This is a genomic window from Pseudomonas sp. GR 6-02, from assembly GCF_001655615.1.
GTDB lineage: Bacteria > Pseudomonadota > Gammaproteobacteria > Pseudomonadales > Pseudomonadaceae > Aquipseudomonas.
In genome coordinates, this window is record NZ_CP011567.1 from 6,267,162 (window position 1) to 6,283,356 (window position 16,195).

The window sequence follows — 16,195 nt, forward strand, 5'->3', positions numbered from 1 at the left end:
TATGTCCCGACTCAATCCCCGGCAGCAAGAAGCCGTGAGCTACGTCGGCGGCCCTCTTTTGGTGCTCGCCGGCGCAGGCTCCGGCAAGACCAGCGTGATCACCCGCAAAATTGCGCATCTGATCCAGAGCTGCGGCATCCGTGCCCAGTACATCGTCGCCATGACCTTTACCAACAAGGCCGCGCGGGAGATGAAGGAACGGGTCGGCACGCTGCTCAAGGGCGGTGAAGGCCGCGGCCTGACGGTGTGCACCTTTCACAACCTGGGCCTGAACATCATCCGCAAGGAACATGTGCGGCTGGGCTATAAACCGGGCTTCTCGATCTTCGACGAGACCGACGTCAAAGCCCTGATGACCGACATCATGCAGAAGGAATACTCGGGCGACGACGGCGTCGACGAGATCAAGAACATGATCGGCGCCTGGAAAAACGACCTGATCCTGCCGCCCGAAGCCCTGGAAAACGCACGCAACCCCAAGGAACAGACCGCCGCCATCGTCTACACCCACTACCAGCGCACGCTCAAGGCGTTCAACGCGGTGGACTTCGACGACCTGATCCTGCTGCCGGTAAAACTGTTCCAGGAACACGACGACATCCTGGAAAAATGGCAGAACAAGGTCCGCTACCTGCTGGTGGACGAATACCAGGACACCAACGCCAGCCAGTATTTGCTGGTGAAACTGCTGATCGGCAAACGCAACCAGTTCACCGTGGTAGGCGACGACGACCAGTCGATCTACGCCTGGCGCGGCGCCCGCCCGGAAAACCTGATGCTGCTCAAGGACGATTACCCGTCCCTGAAAGTGGTGATGCTGGAGCAGAACTACCGCTCCACCAGCCGCATCCTGCGCTGCGCCAACGTGCTGATTTCGAACAACCCGCACGAATTCGAAAAGCAGCTGTGGAGTGAAATGGGTCACGGCGACGAGATCCGCGTGATCCGCTGCCGCAACGAAGACGCCGAAGCCGAGCGCGTGGCCGTGGAAATCCTCAGCCTGCACTTGCGCACCGACCGGCCCTACAGCGATTTCGCGATTCTGTATCGCGGCAACTACCAGGCCAAGCTGATCGAGCTGAAGCTGCAACATCACCAGGTGCCTTACCGACTGTCCGGCGGCAACAGCTTTTTCGGACGCCAGGAAGTGAAGGACCTGATGGCCTACTTCCGCCTGATCGTGAACCCGGACGACGACAACGCCTTCCTGCGGGTGATCAACGTCCCACGCCGGGAGATCGGTTCGACCACCCTGGAGAAGCTGGGCAACTACGCCACCGAGCGAAAAATCTCGATGTACGCCGCCACCGACGAAATCGGCCTGGGCGAACACCTGGACAGCCGCTTCACCGATCGCCTGTCGCGCTTCAAGCGCTTCATGGACAAGGTCCGCGAGCAGTGCGCCGGCGAAGACCCGATCTCCGCCCTGCGCAGCATGGTCATGGACATCGACTACGAGAACTGGCTGCGCACCAACAGCTCCAGTGACAAGGCCGCCGATTACCGCATGGGTAACGTCTGGTTCCTGATCGAGGCACTGAAGAACACGCTGGAGAAAGACGAAGACGGTGAGATGACCGTCGAAGATGCCATCGGCAAACTCGTGCTGCGCGACATGCTGGAGCGTCAGCAGGAAGAGGAAGATGGCGCCGAAGGTGTGCAGATGATGACCTTGCACGCCTCCAAGGGCCTGGAATTCCCTTACGTGTTCATCATGGGCATGGAAGAGGAAATCCTCCCGCACCGCTCCAGCATCGAAGCCGACACCATCGAAGAGGAACGCCGCCTGGCCTACGTCGGGATTACCCGAGCGCGTCAGACGCTGGCTTTCACTTTCGCCGCCAAGCGTAAGCAATATGGCGAGATCATCGACTGCGCGCCCAGCCGCTTCCTCGATGAACTGCCGCCGGACGACCTGGCCTGGGAAGGCAACGACGACACCCCGACCGAAGTCAAAGCCGTTCGCGGCAACAGCGCGCTGGCAGATATACGCGCGATGTTAAAGCGCTAGAATTAGCCACATTTATTTAGACCTTCGGCACAAAAGACGCCAACAGAGGACAGCTTCATGGAAGCACTGCACAAGAAAATTCGCGAAGAAGGCATCGTGCTTTCCGACCAGGTCCTGAAAGTCGACGCCTTTCTGAACCACCAGATCGACCCGGCCCTGATGAAGCTGATCGGCGACGAATTCGCCTCGCTGTTCAAGGATTCGGGCATCACCAAGATCGTCACCATCGAAGCCTCGGGTATCGCCCCGGCGATCATGACCGGCCTGAACCTCGGCGTACCGGTGATTTTCGCGCGCAAGCATCAGTCCCTGACCCTGACTGAAAACCTGCTGTCGGCGACTGTCTACTCGTTCACCAAGCAGACCGAAAGCACTGTGGCGATCTCCCCGCGTCACCTGACCAGCAGCGACCGCGTGCTGATCATCGACGACTTCCTGGCCAACGGTAAGGCTTCGCAAGCGCTGATCTCGATCATCAAACAGGCCGGCGCGACCGTGGCCGGTCTGGGCATCGTGATCGAGAAGTCGTTCCAGGGTGGCCGTGCGGAACTGGATGCCCAGGGTTATCGCGTGGAATCGTTGGCTCGGGTGCAGTCGCTGAAGGATGGCGTTGTAACCTTCATCGAATAAAGCCACTACACCGAAAAACCAATGTGGGAGCGAGCAGGCTCGCCCCCACATTTGATTTCGACTGCCAGTTATTGCGCGGTGGCTTTGAGGCCGGTGAGCAACAACCGCTGAAACAAATCCTCTTTCAACCCCTCCGGCTTCGTCAGCTGCATCCGCTCCAGATGCACGGGAAACTGCGAAGGTTCTGGCGCATCCAGCGCCGCCTTGCCCAATTCCAGAATCTCCGTGAGCTTGAACTTGCTCTTCAACCAGTTCAGCGCCCGCAATAAATCCCGCTCCTGCGTCGTGAAATCGCAGCCCAACGGATATTCCGGAAACAGATTCGAATGCCGGGCCTGAATGGCCTGTAAACGCTGCGGGCTGTTGTCGGCGAAACGCGGATCGAGGCGAAAATGCTTCGATAATTTGCCAGCGTTCTGCGCCTGTTCGATCAGCCCCGGCTGGAAGCGTGAGTCGCTGATGTTCAGCAACGCCTCGATCACCGCCGCGTCGGTCTTGCCCCGCAAATCGGCGATGCCGTACTCGGTGATGACGATGTCCCGCAGATGCCGTGGGATCGTGCAATGGCCGTATTCCCAGACGATGTTCGAACTGACCTCACCGCCCGACTCGCGCCAACTGCGCAGGAGCAGGATTGAGCGCGCGCCTTCCAGTGCATGACCCTGGGCCACGAAGTTGTATTGCCCGCCAACGCCGCTGAGTACCCGCCCGTCTTCGAGCTGATCCGCCACGCCCGCACCGAGCAACGTCATGGTGAACACAGTGTTGATGAAGCGCGCATCAAGGCGCTGCAAGCGTTTGAGCTCTTCCTGACCGTAGAGCTCGTTGATGTAACTGATGCGGGTCATGTTGAATTCGAGCCGTTTGCTCTGCGGCAATTCGCGCAAGCGCTCGTAGAAACTGCGCGGCCCGAGGAAAAACCCGCCATGTACCGAGATGCCATCGGTTTGCGCCGACTCATTCAGCGTCCCGGCGTTCGCCTGCTGCTGGGTCTGCACATCCGGGTAGACCTTGCGTCGCACGATCCCGGCGTCCGCCAGCACCAGCAAGCCGTTGACGAACATTTCGCTGCAACCGTAAAGGCCCTTGGCAAACGGTTCGACGCCACCTTCGCGCTCGATCAACTGCGCCCACTGGCTGAGATTCAGATCCGCCAGCAACGCCTTGTAACCGTCACTGTCCGCCTGCCGCGCCAGTAACGCCGCCGTCAGGGCATCGCCCATGGCGCCGATGCCGACCTGCAAGGTGCCCCCATCGCGCACCAGCGTGCTGGCGTGTAGCCCGATGAAATGATCCTGGCAACCTACCGGCATGTTCGGTGTGGAGAACAACGTGGTGTTGTCCTTGGCGTCGATCAGCAGATCGAAGGTGTCGATGCCGACTTCCGCGTCACCGGGCATGTACGGCAAATCGTTGTGCACCTGGCCCACCATCAGGATCGTCTCCCCCGCCGCCCGGCGCTTGGCGATCATCGGCAACAGGTCGAGGGTGATGTCCGGGTTGCAGCTCAGGCTCAGGCGATCGGGATGTTCGCTATGGCTGGCGACCAGTTGCGCCACCAGATTCAAACCGGCGGCATTGATGTCCCGTGCGGCGTGGCTGTAATTGCTGCTGACGTAATCCTGCTGGGCCGGGGCGCTGTTCAGCAGGCTGCCCGGTTGCATGAAAAACTGATGAATGTGGATGTTGTTCGGCAGGCTGTCGCGATGCAGGTCGGCGAGGAAATCCAGTTCCGGGTAATCGCCGAACACCCGCTCGATGAAGGGTTCGAGGAAGCGCTTTTGCAAGCCATCACCCAAGGGCGGACGACCGAGACACAGGGCGGTGTAGACCGTCAGCTGCCGCTCGGGCTGTTGCGCAATGCGTTGATACAGCGCGTTGACGAAGTGGTTGGGTTTGCCCAGCCCCAGCGGCAGGCCCATGTGGATATGCGCCGGCAACCGTGCCAGAACGTCATCGACCGCCTGCTCGATAGAACACAACTGCACCATCTGATCCTCCCGCCCAACCCATGAATTGGGTTGAACCGAGCTTGCCGGGTCTTTGCTGCAAAGAATAGCCTCAGGCAAATCGCAGGCACAAAAAAGCCGCTCGCAAGCGGCTTTTCGTTGAAAACAGGCTTATTTCAGGCCAGACATCTTCTGGATGGCGCCTTCAAGGTCTTTCAGTTCGCAGTCACTGCATGTGCCTTTTGGCGGCATCGCATTGAGCCCGCTCAACGCTACCTTCGCCAAGCCAGCAGCGGTGCCGCCTTCTTTATCGGCACGTTTTTTCCAGTCTGCGGCATCACCGATCTTCGGTGCGCCCAACAGGCCGGTGCCATGGCAAGCATTGCAGTGTTTGGCAATAATTTCGTCAGGCGTTTTCGACGCACCGCCGCCAACCGAAGCAGCGACTTCCATCCCCTTGCATTCTTTACCCTGCACACAGACTTGGCCGACTGGTTCAAGACGTTTAGCGATATCGTCGTTGGTCGCAGCTTGTGCGCTGACTGCCCAAAGGGCCAATACGGTTGCTGGTGCGGCCAGCATTTTCATAATTAGGTTCACGCGTACACCCTCAATGGTGGCTAGTCACGCCTGCGGCCACGGTTCGCAGGCGGGCGCAAGTATAGCGGTAAGCCCGCCACACTGAAACAACCCCAAAGTCGAAGGGGTCTTATCACAAGGCGGGAATACAGCATGGGCGTCTGTGCAATCCGGGCACGACGCCGTGCCTCTTAGAAATTCGCTGGAGTGGCTGCGCTGATTAGTCGCGCCGGGGCATCGAACGGATTCCGGAAACGGTGCGGCTTGGTACTTTCAAAGTAGTAGCTGTCGCCGGCCTCGAGCACAAATGTTTCGAGCCCTACCACCAGTTCCAGCCGACCCTCCACCAGGATCCCGGTTTCCTCGCCCTCGTGGGTGAGCATCTCCTCGCCGGTGTCGGCGCCTGGCGGGTAGATTTCGTTGAGGAACGCGATAGCCCGGCTCGGGTGAGCCCGACCGACGAGCTTCATGGTCACTGCGCCATCGGAAATATCGATCAGCTCGTGGGCCTTGTAGACGATCTGAGTCGGCTTTTCCTGCAGGATTTCTTCGGAAAAGAACTCGACCATGGACATGGGAATCCCGCCCAGTACCTTCCTCAGCGAACTGATCGAGGGGCTGACGCTGTTCTTCTCGATCATCGATATGGTGCTGTTGGTAACACCCGCGCGTTTGGCGAGCTCACGCTGGGAAAGACCTTTGAGCTTACGGATCGATTGCAGTCGTTCACCGACGTCCAATGCTGGAGCCTCCAGGGATTCAGGTTGCAAGAATATTGAGCGTTATCATGGCGACAGCGTTCAGTATTTACAACACTTGCGCCTGAATCCAGCCTGGCGAAGCGACTTTCGGTCGGGAGCGCTGTTTGTCAGGCCCCGGAATAGAGCAGCGGAACCCGACGCAGGTTGCAGAAGATCTGATAAGGAATCGTGTCGGCGGCTGTCGCGACATCACTGGCGAGGATATTTTTACCCCATAGCTCGACGGGCGAACCGAGGCCGGCTTGCGGCACGTCGGTCAGGTCGACGCAGAGCATGTCCATCGATACCCGACCCAGTAACTGACTGCGTTGCCCGGCCACCAGCACCGGTGTGCCGCTCGGTGCCTGGCGCGGATAACCATCGGCATACCCCATCGCCACCACACCCACACGCATCGGCTTGGGGGTGACGAATTTCGCGCCGTAACCAATCGGCTCGCCGGCCGGCAGTTCACGCACGCAAATCACCTTCGATTCCAGGGTCATCACCGGTTGCAGGCGAGACGCCACGGCATTGGCCTCTTCGAACGGCGTCGCGCCGTAGAGCATGATGCCCGGGCGCACCCAATCGCTCGGAATCTGCGGCCAACCAAGCACCGCCGGCGAGTTACGCAGGCTGATTTCGGCCGCCAAACCCTTACGCGCCGCTTCGAATACCGCGACCTGATCGACGCTGGCGTGGCAGTGCAGTTCATCGGCGCGGGCGAAGTGACTCATCAACACGATCTTCGCCACTTGGCCGCTGGCCAGCAGCCGTTGATAGGCGGCCTGGTAATCCGCTGGATGCAGACCAACCCGATGCATGCCGGAGTCGAGCTTGAGCCACACCGTAATCGGTTTGCTCAGCGTGGCTTTTTCGATGGCTTCGAGTTGCCACAACGAATGCACCACACACCAGAAGTCATGCTCGACGATCAGCGCCAACTCATCGGCTTCGAAAAAACCTTCCAGCAGCAACACCGGCGCACGAATACCAGCGGCGCGCAGCTCCAGGGCCTCTTCGATACACGCCACGGCAAAGCCGTCCGCCTCGGCTTCCAGCGCCTGGGCGCAACGTACCGCGCCATGGCCATAGGCATCGGCCTTGATCACCGCGAGGGCACGGGCACCCGTGACTTCACGGGCAATCCGGTAGTTGTGACGCAGGGCTTGAAGGTCGATCAGGGCACGGGCAGGACGCATGGCGGCAGACTTCTAGTCGGTCATTGGGAAAAAAACCGGCGCTGGCTGACAGCGTGAACCACCAACAGCGCCGGGAGAGGGATCTTTGTGACTTGATTTATGGCAGAGCGTTTATGGCAGCGCGGCAACGACCGACAGCTCGACCAGGATTTGCGGTTCGCACAGCTTCGATTCGACCGTGGCACGGGCCGGCGCGACGCCTTTTGGCAGCCACTGGTCCCACACCGAATTCATGCCTGCGAAGTGCGCGTCGATGTCTTTCAGGTAAATGGTCACCGACAGCAGACGGTTCTTGTCCGTCCCGGCCAGATCCAGCAAACGCTCGATGTTGGCGAGGGCTTCACGGGTCTGCTGTTCAATCCCGGCGCTCATGTCGTCGCCGACCTGTCCTGCCAGATACACAGTACCGTTATGGACAACGATCTGGCTCATGCGCTCATTGGTGAGCTGGCGCTGGATTGACATGTTTTGCAGGCTCCTTAAGTGTGTTGCCATAACGGGAAATATCGAGGCCTTCGGCGCTGATCTGCGGCGTTCTCTTGGCCATCAGGTCAGCCAGCAAACGACCGGACCCACAAGCCATGGTCCAGCCGAGCGTACCGTGGCCCGTATTCAAGAACAGGTTTTTGAACGGTGTGGCACCGACAATCGGCGTGCCGTCCGGAGTGGTCGGACGCAGGCCAGTCCAGAAACTCGCTTCGGGCAGATTGCCGCCCTGAGGATAAAGGTCGTTGACGATCATCTCCAGGGTTTCGCGCCGGCGCGGGTTCAACGACAGGTCAAAACCGGCGATTTCAGCCATGCCGCCGACGCGGATGCGGTTGTCGAAGCGGGTGATCGCGACCTTGTAGGTCTCATCGAGAATGGTCGACGTCGGGGCCATCGCCGGGTTAGTGATCGGCACGGTCAGCGAGTAACCCTTGAGTGGGTACACCGGGGCCTTGATGCCCAGCGGCTTGAGCAACTGCGGCGAGTAACTGCCGAGGGCCAGCACGTAACGGTCGGCGGTTTCCAGCTTGCCATCGATCCACACACCGTTGATGCGATCACCGGCGAAGTCGAGGCGCTGGATGTCCTGGCCGAAACGGAACTCCACACCCAGTTTCACGGCCATTTCGGCCAGGCGGGTGGTGAATATCTGGCAGTCGCCGGTCTGGTCGTTCGGCAGGCGCAAGGCACCGGCGAGGATGTCGGTGACGCTGGCCAGGGCCGGTTCGACCCGGGCAATGCCGGCACGGTCGAGCAGTTCGAACGGCACACCGGACTCTTTCAGCACGGCGATGTCTTTGGCGGCGCCATCGAGCTGCGCCTGGGTGCGGAACAGCTGGGTAGTCCCCAGGCTACGGCCTTCGTAGGCAATGCCGGTTTCGGCGCGCAATTCGTCGAGGCAGTCGCGGCTGTACTCGGACAGACGCACCATGCGCTCTTTGTTCACCGCGTAACGGCTGGCGGTGCAGTTGCGCAGCATCTGCGCCATCCACAGGTATTGGTCGATATTGGCAGTGGCCTTGATCGCCAATGGCGCGTGACGCTGCAACAGCCACTTGATGGCTTTGAGCGGCACGCCCGGTGCGGCCCACGGTGAGGCATAACCCGGCGAAACCTGCCCGGCGTTGGCGAAACTGGTTTCCATGGCCGGCGCTGGCTGACGGTCCACGACCGTCACTTCAAAGCCGGCTCGTGCCAGATAATAGGCACTGGCGGTACCGATGACGCCGCTACCCAAGACCAGAACGCGCATTTTCATATCCCTCATCGCGGCTTACCGCTGACGTTTATTGTGCAGACCGAAGATGTGGGCAGTTTAAAAAAGATTAGCCAGTGCTTTTCACTATATAAGTGCTTATATTTGGCGACAATTCTCGGCAAAAACCCTTTTCACGGAGGCGCATCCCCTATGCGGACCAACACTCAGACCAAACGTGAGCTGGACAAGATCGACCGCAACATCCTGCGGATTCTGCAAGCGGACGGGCGTATCTCCTTCACCGAACTGGGGGAAAAGGTCGGCCTCTCCACCACCCCCTGCACTGAACGGGTACGGCGCCTGGAGCGCGAAGGGATCATCATGGGCTACAACGCCCGGCTGAATCCGCAGCACCTGAAGGGTAGTCTGTTGGTGTTCGTCGAGATCAGTCTCGACTACAAATCCGGCGATACTTTCGAAGAGTTCCGACGCGCGGTGCTGAAACTGCCCCACGTACTTGAATGCCATTTGGTGTCAGGGGACTTCGATTACCTGGTGAAAGCGCGGATTTCCGAAATGGCCTCGTACCGCAAATTGCTGGGCGACATCCTGCTCAAGTTGCCGCATGTGCGCGAATCCAAGAGCTATATCGTGATGGAAGAAGTGAAAGAGAGTTTGAGTCTGCCGATTCCGGATTGAGCCCTACACCAACACCTGCCGGGTACTGGCCATGTATTCGTGGATCTGCTTCTCGACCCGCGGGTGAATCAGCTCCACTGGCCGCCGTCCATTGGGGCATGGCAATGTCTTGGTGGTACCGAACAGACGGCAGATCAATGGGCGCTCGTCATACACCGTGCAGCCGTTGGGCCCCAGATGGACGCAATTGAGTTCGTCCATCGCCGCGTCCTGCTCGGCCCGGGTCTTGCGCGGCAGGCGGGACATTTCTTCGGGCGAGGTGGTGACCGGCCCACAGCAATCATGGCAGCCGGGCACGCACTCGAAGGTGGGAATCTGCTGGCGCAGCGCGCGAATTTTCTGACTGTTGCAGCTCATCGAAGCGGTGACCCGAATGCGGAATAGACCGGGATTCTGACGCAAAAGCCCCAATCCAGACAGCGCCAACCGACCAATGTTGCCCGTATCCGAAGGGGCGGCTTATGCTCCGTCAACTTTTTCAAACACACGCATCAGGATGACGTCCATGAACGCCCCCGTTCAGCAACCTGCCCCTAACCACCGGCACGTCGCCTCTTATTACGCCGCCAGCAGCCTGCCGCAACCCGACCTTCCAACACTCACAGGTGAGCTGGTTGCAGACGTGTGCGTGGTGGGCGGCGGGTTCTCGGGGCTGAACACCGCGCTGGAACTGGCTGAACGAGGCTTGCGCGTGGTGCTCCTTGAAGCGCACAAGATCGGTTGGGGCGCCAGCGGACGTAATGGCGGGCAATTGATTCGCGGCGTCGGCCATGGCCTCGATCAGTTCACCAACGTGATCGGCGCAGACGGCGTGCGTCAGATGAAACTGATGGGACTGGAAGCGGTGGAAATCGTCCGACAGCGAATCGAGCGCTTTCAGATCGCTTGCGACCTGACCTGGGGCTACTGCGACCTCGCCAACAAGGCCCATGACCTGGAAGGCTTCGCTGAAGACGCCAGCGAGCTGCGCAGGCTCGGTTACCGTTACGAAACCCGTCTGCTGCAAGCCAACGAAATGCACAGCGTGGTGGGTTCCGATCGCTATGTCGGTGGTTTGATCGACATGGGCTCCGGGCATCTGCACCCACTGAACCTGGCACTGGGCGAAGCGGCCGCAGCCCGGCAATTGGGCGCCAAACTGTTTGAGCAATCGGCTGTAACCCGCATCGATTATGGCCGCGAGGTCAAGGTCCACACCGCCCGGGGCTCGGTCCGCGCCAAGACCCTGGTGCTGGGCTGCAACGCCTACCTCAACGATCTCAACCCGCAACTTGGCGGCAAGGTGCTGCCCGCCGGCAGTTACATCATCGCCACCGAACCCTTGAGTGAAGAGCAGGCTCACGCGCTGCTGCCGCAGAACATGGCGGTCTGCGATCAACGGGTAGCGCTGGATTATTACCGACTCTCGGCGGACCGCCGCCTGCTGTTCGGCGGCGCCTGCCATTATTCAGGACGCGATCCGAAAGACATCGCCGCATACATGCGTCCGAAGATGCTGGCGGTGTTCCCGCAACTGGCCGGGGTGAAAATCGACTATCAGTGGGGCGGGATGATCGGCATCGGGGCTAATCGCCTGCCGCAGATCGGCCGGCTCAAGGAGCAACCGAATGTGTATTACGCCCAGGCCTATTCTGGTCATGGCGTAAACGCCACGCACCTGGCAGGCAAGTTGTTGGCTGAGGCCATCAGCGGCCAGCACAGTGGTGGTTTCGATCTGTTTGCCAAGGTGCCGCACATTACCTTTCCAGGCGGCAAACATTTGCGCTCGCCGTTGTTGGCGTTGGGAATGCTTTGGCATCGTCTTAAAGAACTGGCCTGAACCCTTGCAGGAGCTGCCGAAGGCTGCACCTGCAAGGGATCGCGGTTCATCTCACAGATGCCAGAAAGGTTTAAGCCCCTCCTCCCGCGCCTGCTCCCGACTCAACCCGACATCCTTGAGTTGCTCCGGCGTCAGCTCCAACAACGCCTTACGCGTGTGCAGACGATGCCAGAACAGACCCCAGCGCCCCAGGCAGGACGGTGCGTTGCACATAATTGCCTCGCGCGCGCCGTTCTGTTGCCCTGCCGCCAGTTCCTGACTGTGTAACGTCAGCCGCACATCGCTCAAGCCGTTCATTTTCGTCGCTCCTGTTTACTTGGGTAGCCAGAGCTTTCATGATGCGCGGACGGCAAAAAGCATTACAGATTCAACAGGGCAGTATTAATTCCATACAGTTTTTCTGTTCCAGCCTCTGAATCGCTTATTTTTGCCCCATCTGTATTGGTTAACCGAATCACCCACATCGAGACTGCACCATGACCCTTTACGTCAACCTCGCCGAGTTGCTCGGCACACGTATCGAACAGGGCTTCTATCGCCCCGGTGACCGGCTACCCTCGGTGCGGGCGCTGAGTGTCGAGCACGGGGTCAGCCTGAGCACGGTGCAACAGGCCTATCGAGTGCTGGAAGACGTAGGCCTGGCGATGCCCAAACCCAAATCCGGCTATTTCGTACCGGTGAGCCGCGAACTGCCAGAGCTACCCGTGGTCGGCCGCCCAGCCCAACGACCGGTGGATATTTCACAGTGGGATCAGGTGCTGGAACTGATCCGCGCCGTGCCGCGCAAGGATGTCGTGCAGTTGGGCCGCGGTATGCCGGACATCACCTCGCCGACCATGAAACCGCTGCTGCGCAACCTCGCACGTATCAGCCGCCAGCAGGACATGCGAGGCCTGTATTACGACAACATCTGCGGCACCCTCGAACTGCGCGAACAAATCGCCCGCCTGATGCTCGATTCCGGCTGCCAATTGAGCGCCAACGATCTGGTGATCACTACCGGTTGCCACGAAGCGCTGTCGACCAGCATCCGCGCCATCTGCGGACCGGGTGACATCGTCGCAGTGGATTCGCCAAGCTTTCACGGCGCCATGCAGACCCTCAAGGGCCTGGGCATGAAAGCGCTGGAAATCCCCACCGACCCGCTCACCGGCATCAGCCTCGAAGCGTTGGAACTGGCGTTGGAGCAATGGCCGATCAAAGCCATACAGTTGACCCCCAACTGTAACAACCCGCTGGGCTACATCATGCCGGAGTCACGCAAACGTGCGCTGTTGAACCTCGCACAGCGTTTCGACGTGGCGATTATCGAGGACGATGTGTATGGCGAACTGGCCTACACCTACCCCCGCCCGCGCACGATCAAATCCTTCGACGAAGACGGCCGCGTCCTGCTCTGCAGTTCCTTTTCCAAGACCCTGGCACCGGGCCTGCGCATTGGCTGGGTCGCGCCGGGCCGGTATCTGGAGCGCGTGCTGCACATGAAGTACATCAGCACCGGCTCCACCGCGACGCAACCACAGATTGCGATTGCCGAATTTCTCAAGGCCGGGCACTTCGAACCACATTTGCGGCGGATGCGGATGCAATACCAGCGCAATCGCGACGCAATGATCGATTGGGTCACCCGTTATTTCCCGGCCGGCACCCGCGCCAGCCGTCCGCAAGGCAGCTTCATGCTGTGGGTTGAGCTGCCGGAGGGCTTCGACACCCTGAAACTCAATCGTGCACTGCATGATCAGGGCGTACAGATTGCCGTGGGCAGTATCTTTTCCGCCTCGGGCAAATACCGTAATTGCCTGCGGATGAACTACGCTGCCAAAACGACCCCGCAGATTGAAGAAGCTGTGCGCAAGGTCGGTGCGACAGCAATCAAACTGCTGGCGGAAACCGACTGACCTTTCTTCGGGATACGGCGTCCATATGCTATCCGCCACCATCCGGAATATGCGCCGTGAGAATCAGACAGCCCCTGCTTGCTCTGCTGTTACTCGCCTCGTTCCTGGGTGGCTGCACGACGCTCCACGTCCCTCGCGAACCGAGCCAGGCCCTGCCGGCGACCGACTCTGCTTTCGGCCGCTCGATCCAGGCCCAGGCCGCTCCCCACCAGGGTCAGTCGGGCTTCCGCTTGCTATCCGATAGCACCGAGGCCTTCACCGCCCGCGCCGAGCTGATTCGAAATGCCCAAAGCAGCCTCGATTTGCAGTATTACATCGTCCATGACGGCATCAGCACACGGATACTGATCAGCGAGCTGCTCAAAGCCGCCGACCGAGGCGTGCGGGTGCGGATTCTGCTCGACGACACCACCAGCGATGGCCTGGACCAGATCATCGCAACCCTCGCTGTCCATCCGAAGATTCAGATCCGCGTCTTCAACCCGCTGCACCTGGGCCGCAGCACCGTCGTGACGCGTACCATGGGCCGGCTGTTCAACCTGTCGCAGCAACATCGCCGCATGCACAACAAACTGTGGGTGGCGGACAATAGCGTGGCAATCGTGGGCGGGCGCAACCTGGGGGATGAGTATTTCGATGCCGAGCCCAAACTGAATTTCACCGACATCGACATGCTCAGTGTCGGCCCGGTTGCAGAGCAGTTGGGACACAGCTTCGACCAATACTGGAACAGCGCCCTGAGCAAGCCGATCGAGCAGTTTCTCTCAAGCAGGCCGAGCGCCAGGGACCTGAGAAATACCCGGACCCGCCTGGACGAATCCCTGGAAGAAACGCGCAAACAGAACCACGCGCTCTATCTGCAGTTGATGACCTACACCACTCATCCACGCATGGACGTCTGGCGGCAGGAATTGATCTGGGCCTGGAACAAGGCGCTATGGGACGCACCGAGCAAGGTGTTGTCCGACGGAGAACCTGATCCGCACTTGCTGCTGACCGCCCAGTTGGCGCCTGAACTCAACGGGGTCAGCAAAGAGCTGATCATGATCTCGGCCTACGTCGTACCCGGCCAACCGGGACTGGTGTACCTGACCGGTCGCGCCGATGCCGGGGTGTCGGTCAGTTTGCTGACCAACTCACTGGAAGCCACCGATGTTCCCGCCGTGCATGGTGGGTATGCGCCTTATCGCAAAGCCTTGCTGGAGCATGGCGTGCAGCTGTTCGAATTACGCCGCCAGCCCGGGGACAACGGCGGCAGCGGACCGAGCCTGTTTCACAGAGGATCATCCAACCAAAGCTCCGATTCCAGCCTGCACAGCAAGGCCATGATCTTCGACCGACAAAAAACCTTCATCGGCTCATTCAATTTCGACCCGCGCTCGGTGCTCTGGAACACCGAAGTCGGGGTGCTGGTGGACAACCCGGAACTTGCCGAGCGTGTGCGCGAACTGGCGCTGGAGGGTATGGCCCCGGCCCTCAGCTATCACGCGCGACTGGAAAAGGGTCAGATAGTCTGGATCACCGAAGACGACGGTAAGCAGCACACATTGACCAAGGAACCGGGGAGCTGGTGGCGGCATTTCAATTCGTGGTTCAGCAGTACGATTGGCCTGGAGAAAATGCTGTAGTCAGGAGTCTGGTGATAAATTGTGGCGAGGGAGCTTGCTCCCGCTCGGCTGCGCAGCAGTCGCAAATCGACGTCCACGCTCCACCTGAGTAAGCGACAGCACATGATTTAGGGCCGCTGCGCGCCCCAGCGGGAGCAAGCTCCCTCGCCACAGGTTTTGTGCAGCGCTCAGGCCGGCTCGGCAACCACTCCAAACGCCCCTTGCCGCGATACCAGAATCACCAACCCCAACGCGCCCGCCGCCATCAGCAACGGCAAGGCATGCCCGCTGACCCACTGGCTCCCGGCACCGGCCGCCAACGGCCCGATCAGGCAACCGATCCCCCACAGCTGCGCGATATGGGCATTGGCCCGCACCAGCGCATCGTCGCGGTAACGCTCACCGATCAGGATCAGCGACAAGGTGAACAGACCGCCGGCGCTGGCGCCAAACAACACCCACAGCGGCCAGATCAGCAACGTATCGATCAGCAATGGAATCGCCAGGCTCGACAGCAGCAAGAGCATCGCGCAGCCGGTAAACAATGTACGCCGCGACAAGCGATCAGCCAGCGCACCAATCGGCAATTGCAGCAAGGCATCCCCCACCACCACCGTACTGACCATCGCCAGGGCGATTTCCGTGGTGAAGCCCTGACGCAGGCAGTAGACCGGCAACAAGGTCAGGATCATCGCTTCGAACGCAGCAAACAGCGACACCGCCCAGGCAATTGCCGGCAGGCCGCGGCAGAAGTTCAGCAAATCGTTGAGGGTCACGCTGCAGGCCTCACTGGTGGGCGCTCCGCTACGGCCCAGCAGCAGGAACGGTGACGTCATCAGCAAACCGACGCCCACCCAGAAACCGTAATCGTGCTCGGTGCCCAACGCCCCCAACAGTAGCGGCCCGGCCAGCTGACTCAGCGCATAACTGCTGCCATACAGCGCTACCAATCGGCCGCGCCATTGCTCGACCACCAGTTGGTTGATCCAGCTTTCACCAAGGATGAAGACGAGTGTCAGGATCACCCCGATCATCAACCGCAGCACCAGCCAGATCGGGTAGCTCGGCCATAGCGCTAGCAAGCCGATGGACACCGCCCCGGCCCACAGGCACAGGCGCATCAGATTGGCCGTGCCAAGACGGGCCGCGAGATGGCTGGAGATCTTCGCCCCCAGCAACACGCCAATGGCCGGCATCGCCGCCATCACGCCAATCGCGAACGAGCCGTAACCCCAGCCTTCCAGGCGCAGCGACACTAACGGCATGCTGACGCCCAGGGCCAGGCCGACACTCAAGACAGACGCCAAGACGGCGAAATAAGTCGCCCAACGCATGTTCCACGCTCCTGTGGATTGTTATTTTTACTGGCCGCAC

The 16,195-nt window shown here is 60.2% G+C and carries 15 protein-coding genes; 6 read left to right on the top strand and 9 right to left on the bottom strand.

Translation table 11 applies throughout. From position 1 onward, the window contains the following. The first annotated feature begins 1 nt into the window (after position 1). Both rep and PGR6_RS27935 read left to right on the top strand, forming a co-directional pair. A complete protein-coding gene (gene rep, locus PGR6_RS27930) occupies positions 2-2,011 on the top strand; it encodes a DNA helicase Rep (RefSeq protein WP_018927510.1) in 2,010 nt (669 codons plus the stop codon). 57 nt (positions 2,012-2,068) lie between these two features. After that, positions 2,069-2,641: a xanthine phosphoribosyltransferase gene (locus PGR6_RS27935; RefSeq protein WP_018927509.1), complete on the top strand. Its 573-nt coding sequence runs from the start codon at positions 2,069-2,071 to the stop codon at positions 2,639-2,641. Positions 2,642-2,709: 68 nt separating this feature from the next. Here the strand turns inward: PGR6_RS27935 and PGR6_RS27940 are convergent, their stop codons facing one another. From PGR6_RS27940 to dadA, 6 genes are all read right to left on the bottom strand, one after another. Then, positions 2,710-4,632 carry an acetyl-CoA hydrolase/transferase C-terminal domain-containing protein gene (locus PGR6_RS27940; RefSeq protein ID WP_064621099.1) on the bottom strand — a complete coding sequence of 641 codons (1,923 nt, stop codon included), beginning with the start codon at positions 4,630-4,632 and terminating at the stop codon, positions 2,710-2,712. A 129-nt stretch (positions 4,633-4,761) separates the two neighbouring features. Further along, positions 4,762-5,190, bottom strand: coding sequence for a c-type cytochrome (locus PGR6_RS27945; protein WP_081625748.1), 429 nt, complete (start codon positions 5,188-5,190; stop codon positions 4,762-4,764). A 170-nt stretch (positions 5,191-5,360) separates the two neighbouring features. After that, positions 5,361-5,909 carry a cupin domain-containing protein gene (locus PGR6_RS27950; RefSeq protein WP_018927504.1) on the bottom strand — a complete coding sequence of 183 codons (549 nt, stop codon included), beginning with the start codon at positions 5,907-5,909 and terminating at the stop codon, positions 5,361-5,363. A gap of 128 nt (positions 5,910-6,037) precedes the next feature. Continuing rightward, complete coding sequence (gene alr, locus PGR6_RS27955) at positions 6,038-7,111, bottom strand: alanine racemase (protein ID WP_018927503.1); 1,074 nt, start codon at positions 7,109-7,111, stop codon at positions 6,038-6,040. 111 nt (positions 7,112-7,222) lie between these two features. After that, positions 7,223-7,576, bottom strand: a complete 354-nt coding sequence (locus tag PGR6_RS27960) for a RidA family protein (protein WP_018927502.1) — start codon at positions 7,574-7,576, stop codon at positions 7,223-7,225. Next, positions 7,548-8,852, bottom strand: a complete 1,305-nt coding sequence (gene dadA / locus PGR6_RS27965; RefSeq protein WP_064621369.1) for a D-amino acid dehydrogenase — start codon at positions 8,850-8,852, stop codon at positions 7,548-7,550. The genes PGR6_RS27960 and dadA overlap by 29 nt, the downstream gene beginning before the upstream one ends. Positions 8,853-9,008: 156 nt before the next feature. On the opposite strand from dadA, the gene PGR6_RS27970 reads away from it, so the two are divergent. Then, positions 9,009-9,497: an Lrp/AsnC ligand binding domain-containing protein gene (locus PGR6_RS27970; protein WP_003177284.1), complete on the top strand. Its 489-nt coding sequence runs from the start codon at positions 9,009-9,011 to the stop codon at positions 9,495-9,497. A 3-nt stretch (positions 9,498-9,500) separates the two neighbouring features. Here the strand turns inward: PGR6_RS27970 and PGR6_RS27975 are convergent, their stop codons facing one another. Next, positions 9,501-9,854, bottom strand: coding sequence for a YkgJ family cysteine cluster protein (locus tag PGR6_RS27975; protein WP_064621370.1), 354 nt, complete (start codon positions 9,852-9,854; stop codon positions 9,501-9,503). A gap of 148 nt (positions 9,855-10,002) precedes the next feature. On the opposite strand from PGR6_RS27975, the gene PGR6_RS27980 reads away from it, so the two are divergent. Further along, positions 10,003-11,316, top strand: a complete 1,314-nt coding sequence (locus PGR6_RS27980) for an NAD(P)/FAD-dependent oxidoreductase (RefSeq protein WP_064621100.1) — start codon at positions 10,003-10,005, stop codon at positions 11,314-11,316. Positions 11,317-11,367: 51 nt separating this feature from the next. On the opposite strand, the gene PGR6_RS27985 is transcribed toward PGR6_RS27980, so the two are convergent. Continuing rightward, positions 11,368-11,613, bottom strand: a complete 246-nt coding sequence (locus PGR6_RS27985; RefSeq protein ID WP_064621101.1) for a DUF1127 domain-containing protein — start codon at positions 11,611-11,613, stop codon at positions 11,368-11,370. Positions 11,614-11,792: 179 nt separating this feature from the next. Between PGR6_RS27985 and PGR6_RS27990 the strand changes: the two genes are divergently transcribed. Both PGR6_RS27990 and PGR6_RS27995 read left to right on the top strand, forming a co-directional pair. Next, positions 11,793-13,214 carry an aminotransferase-like domain-containing protein gene (locus PGR6_RS27990; RefSeq protein WP_018927497.1) on the top strand — a complete coding sequence of 474 codons (1,422 nt, stop codon included), beginning with the start codon at positions 11,793-11,795 and terminating at the stop codon, positions 13,212-13,214. A gap of 56 nt (positions 13,215-13,270) precedes the next feature. Further along, positions 13,271-14,842, top strand: a complete 1,572-nt coding sequence (locus tag PGR6_RS27995) for a phospholipase D family protein (protein ID WP_064621102.1) — start codon at positions 13,271-13,273, stop codon at positions 14,840-14,842. 167 nt (positions 14,843-15,009) lie between these two features. On the opposite strand, the gene PGR6_RS28000 is transcribed toward PGR6_RS27995, so the two are convergent. Beyond that, positions 15,010-16,155, bottom strand: coding sequence for an MFS transporter (locus PGR6_RS28000; RefSeq protein ID WP_064621103.1), 1,146 nt, complete (start codon positions 16,153-16,155; stop codon positions 15,010-15,012). Between the last annotated feature and the right edge of the window lie 40 nt (positions 16,156-16,195).

Coding starts and splice junctions, on each gene's coding strand:
- alr (WP_018927503.1), bottom strand. CDS start 7,111: ATGCGTCCTGCCCGTGCCCTGATCGACCTTCAAGCCCTGCGTCACAAC.
- PGR6_RS27935 (WP_018927509.1), top strand. CDS start 2,069: ATGGAAGCACTGCACAAGAAAATTCGCGAAGAAGGCATCGTGCTTTCC.
- PGR6_RS27940 (WP_064621099.1), bottom strand. CDS start 4,632: ATGGTGCAGTTGTGTTCTATCGAGCAGGCGGTCGATGACGTTCTGGCA.
- PGR6_RS28000 (WP_064621103.1), bottom strand. CDS start 16,155: ATGCGTTGGGCGACTTATTTCGCCGTCTTGGCGTCTGTCTTGAGTGTC.
- PGR6_RS27985 (WP_064621101.1), bottom strand. CDS start 11,613: ATGAACGGCTTGAGCGATGTGCGGCTGACGTTACACAGTCAGGAACTG.
- PGR6_RS27970 (WP_003177284.1), top strand. CDS start 9,009: ATGCGGACCAACACTCAGACCAAACGTGAGCTGGACAAGATCGACCGC.
- PGR6_RS27975 (WP_064621370.1), bottom strand. CDS start 9,854: ATGAGCTGCAACAGTCAGAAAATTCGCGCGCTGCGCCAGCAGATTCCC.
- PGR6_RS27960 (WP_018927502.1), bottom strand. CDS start 7,576: ATGTCAATCCAGCGCCAGCTCACCAATGAGCGCATGAGCCAGATCGTT.
- PGR6_RS27990 (WP_018927497.1), top strand. CDS start 11,793: ATGACCCTTTACGTCAACCTCGCCGAGTTGCTCGGCACACGTATCGAA.
- PGR6_RS27980 (WP_064621100.1), top strand. CDS start 10,003: ATGAACGCCCCCGTTCAGCAACCTGCCCCTAACCACCGGCACGTCGCC.
- dadA (WP_064621369.1), bottom strand. CDS start 8,852: ATGCGCGTTCTGGTCTTGGGTAGCGGCGTCATCGGTACCGCCAGTGCC.
- rep (WP_018927510.1), top strand. CDS start 2: ATGTCCCGACTCAATCCCCGGCAGCAAGAAGCCGTGAGCTACGTCGGC.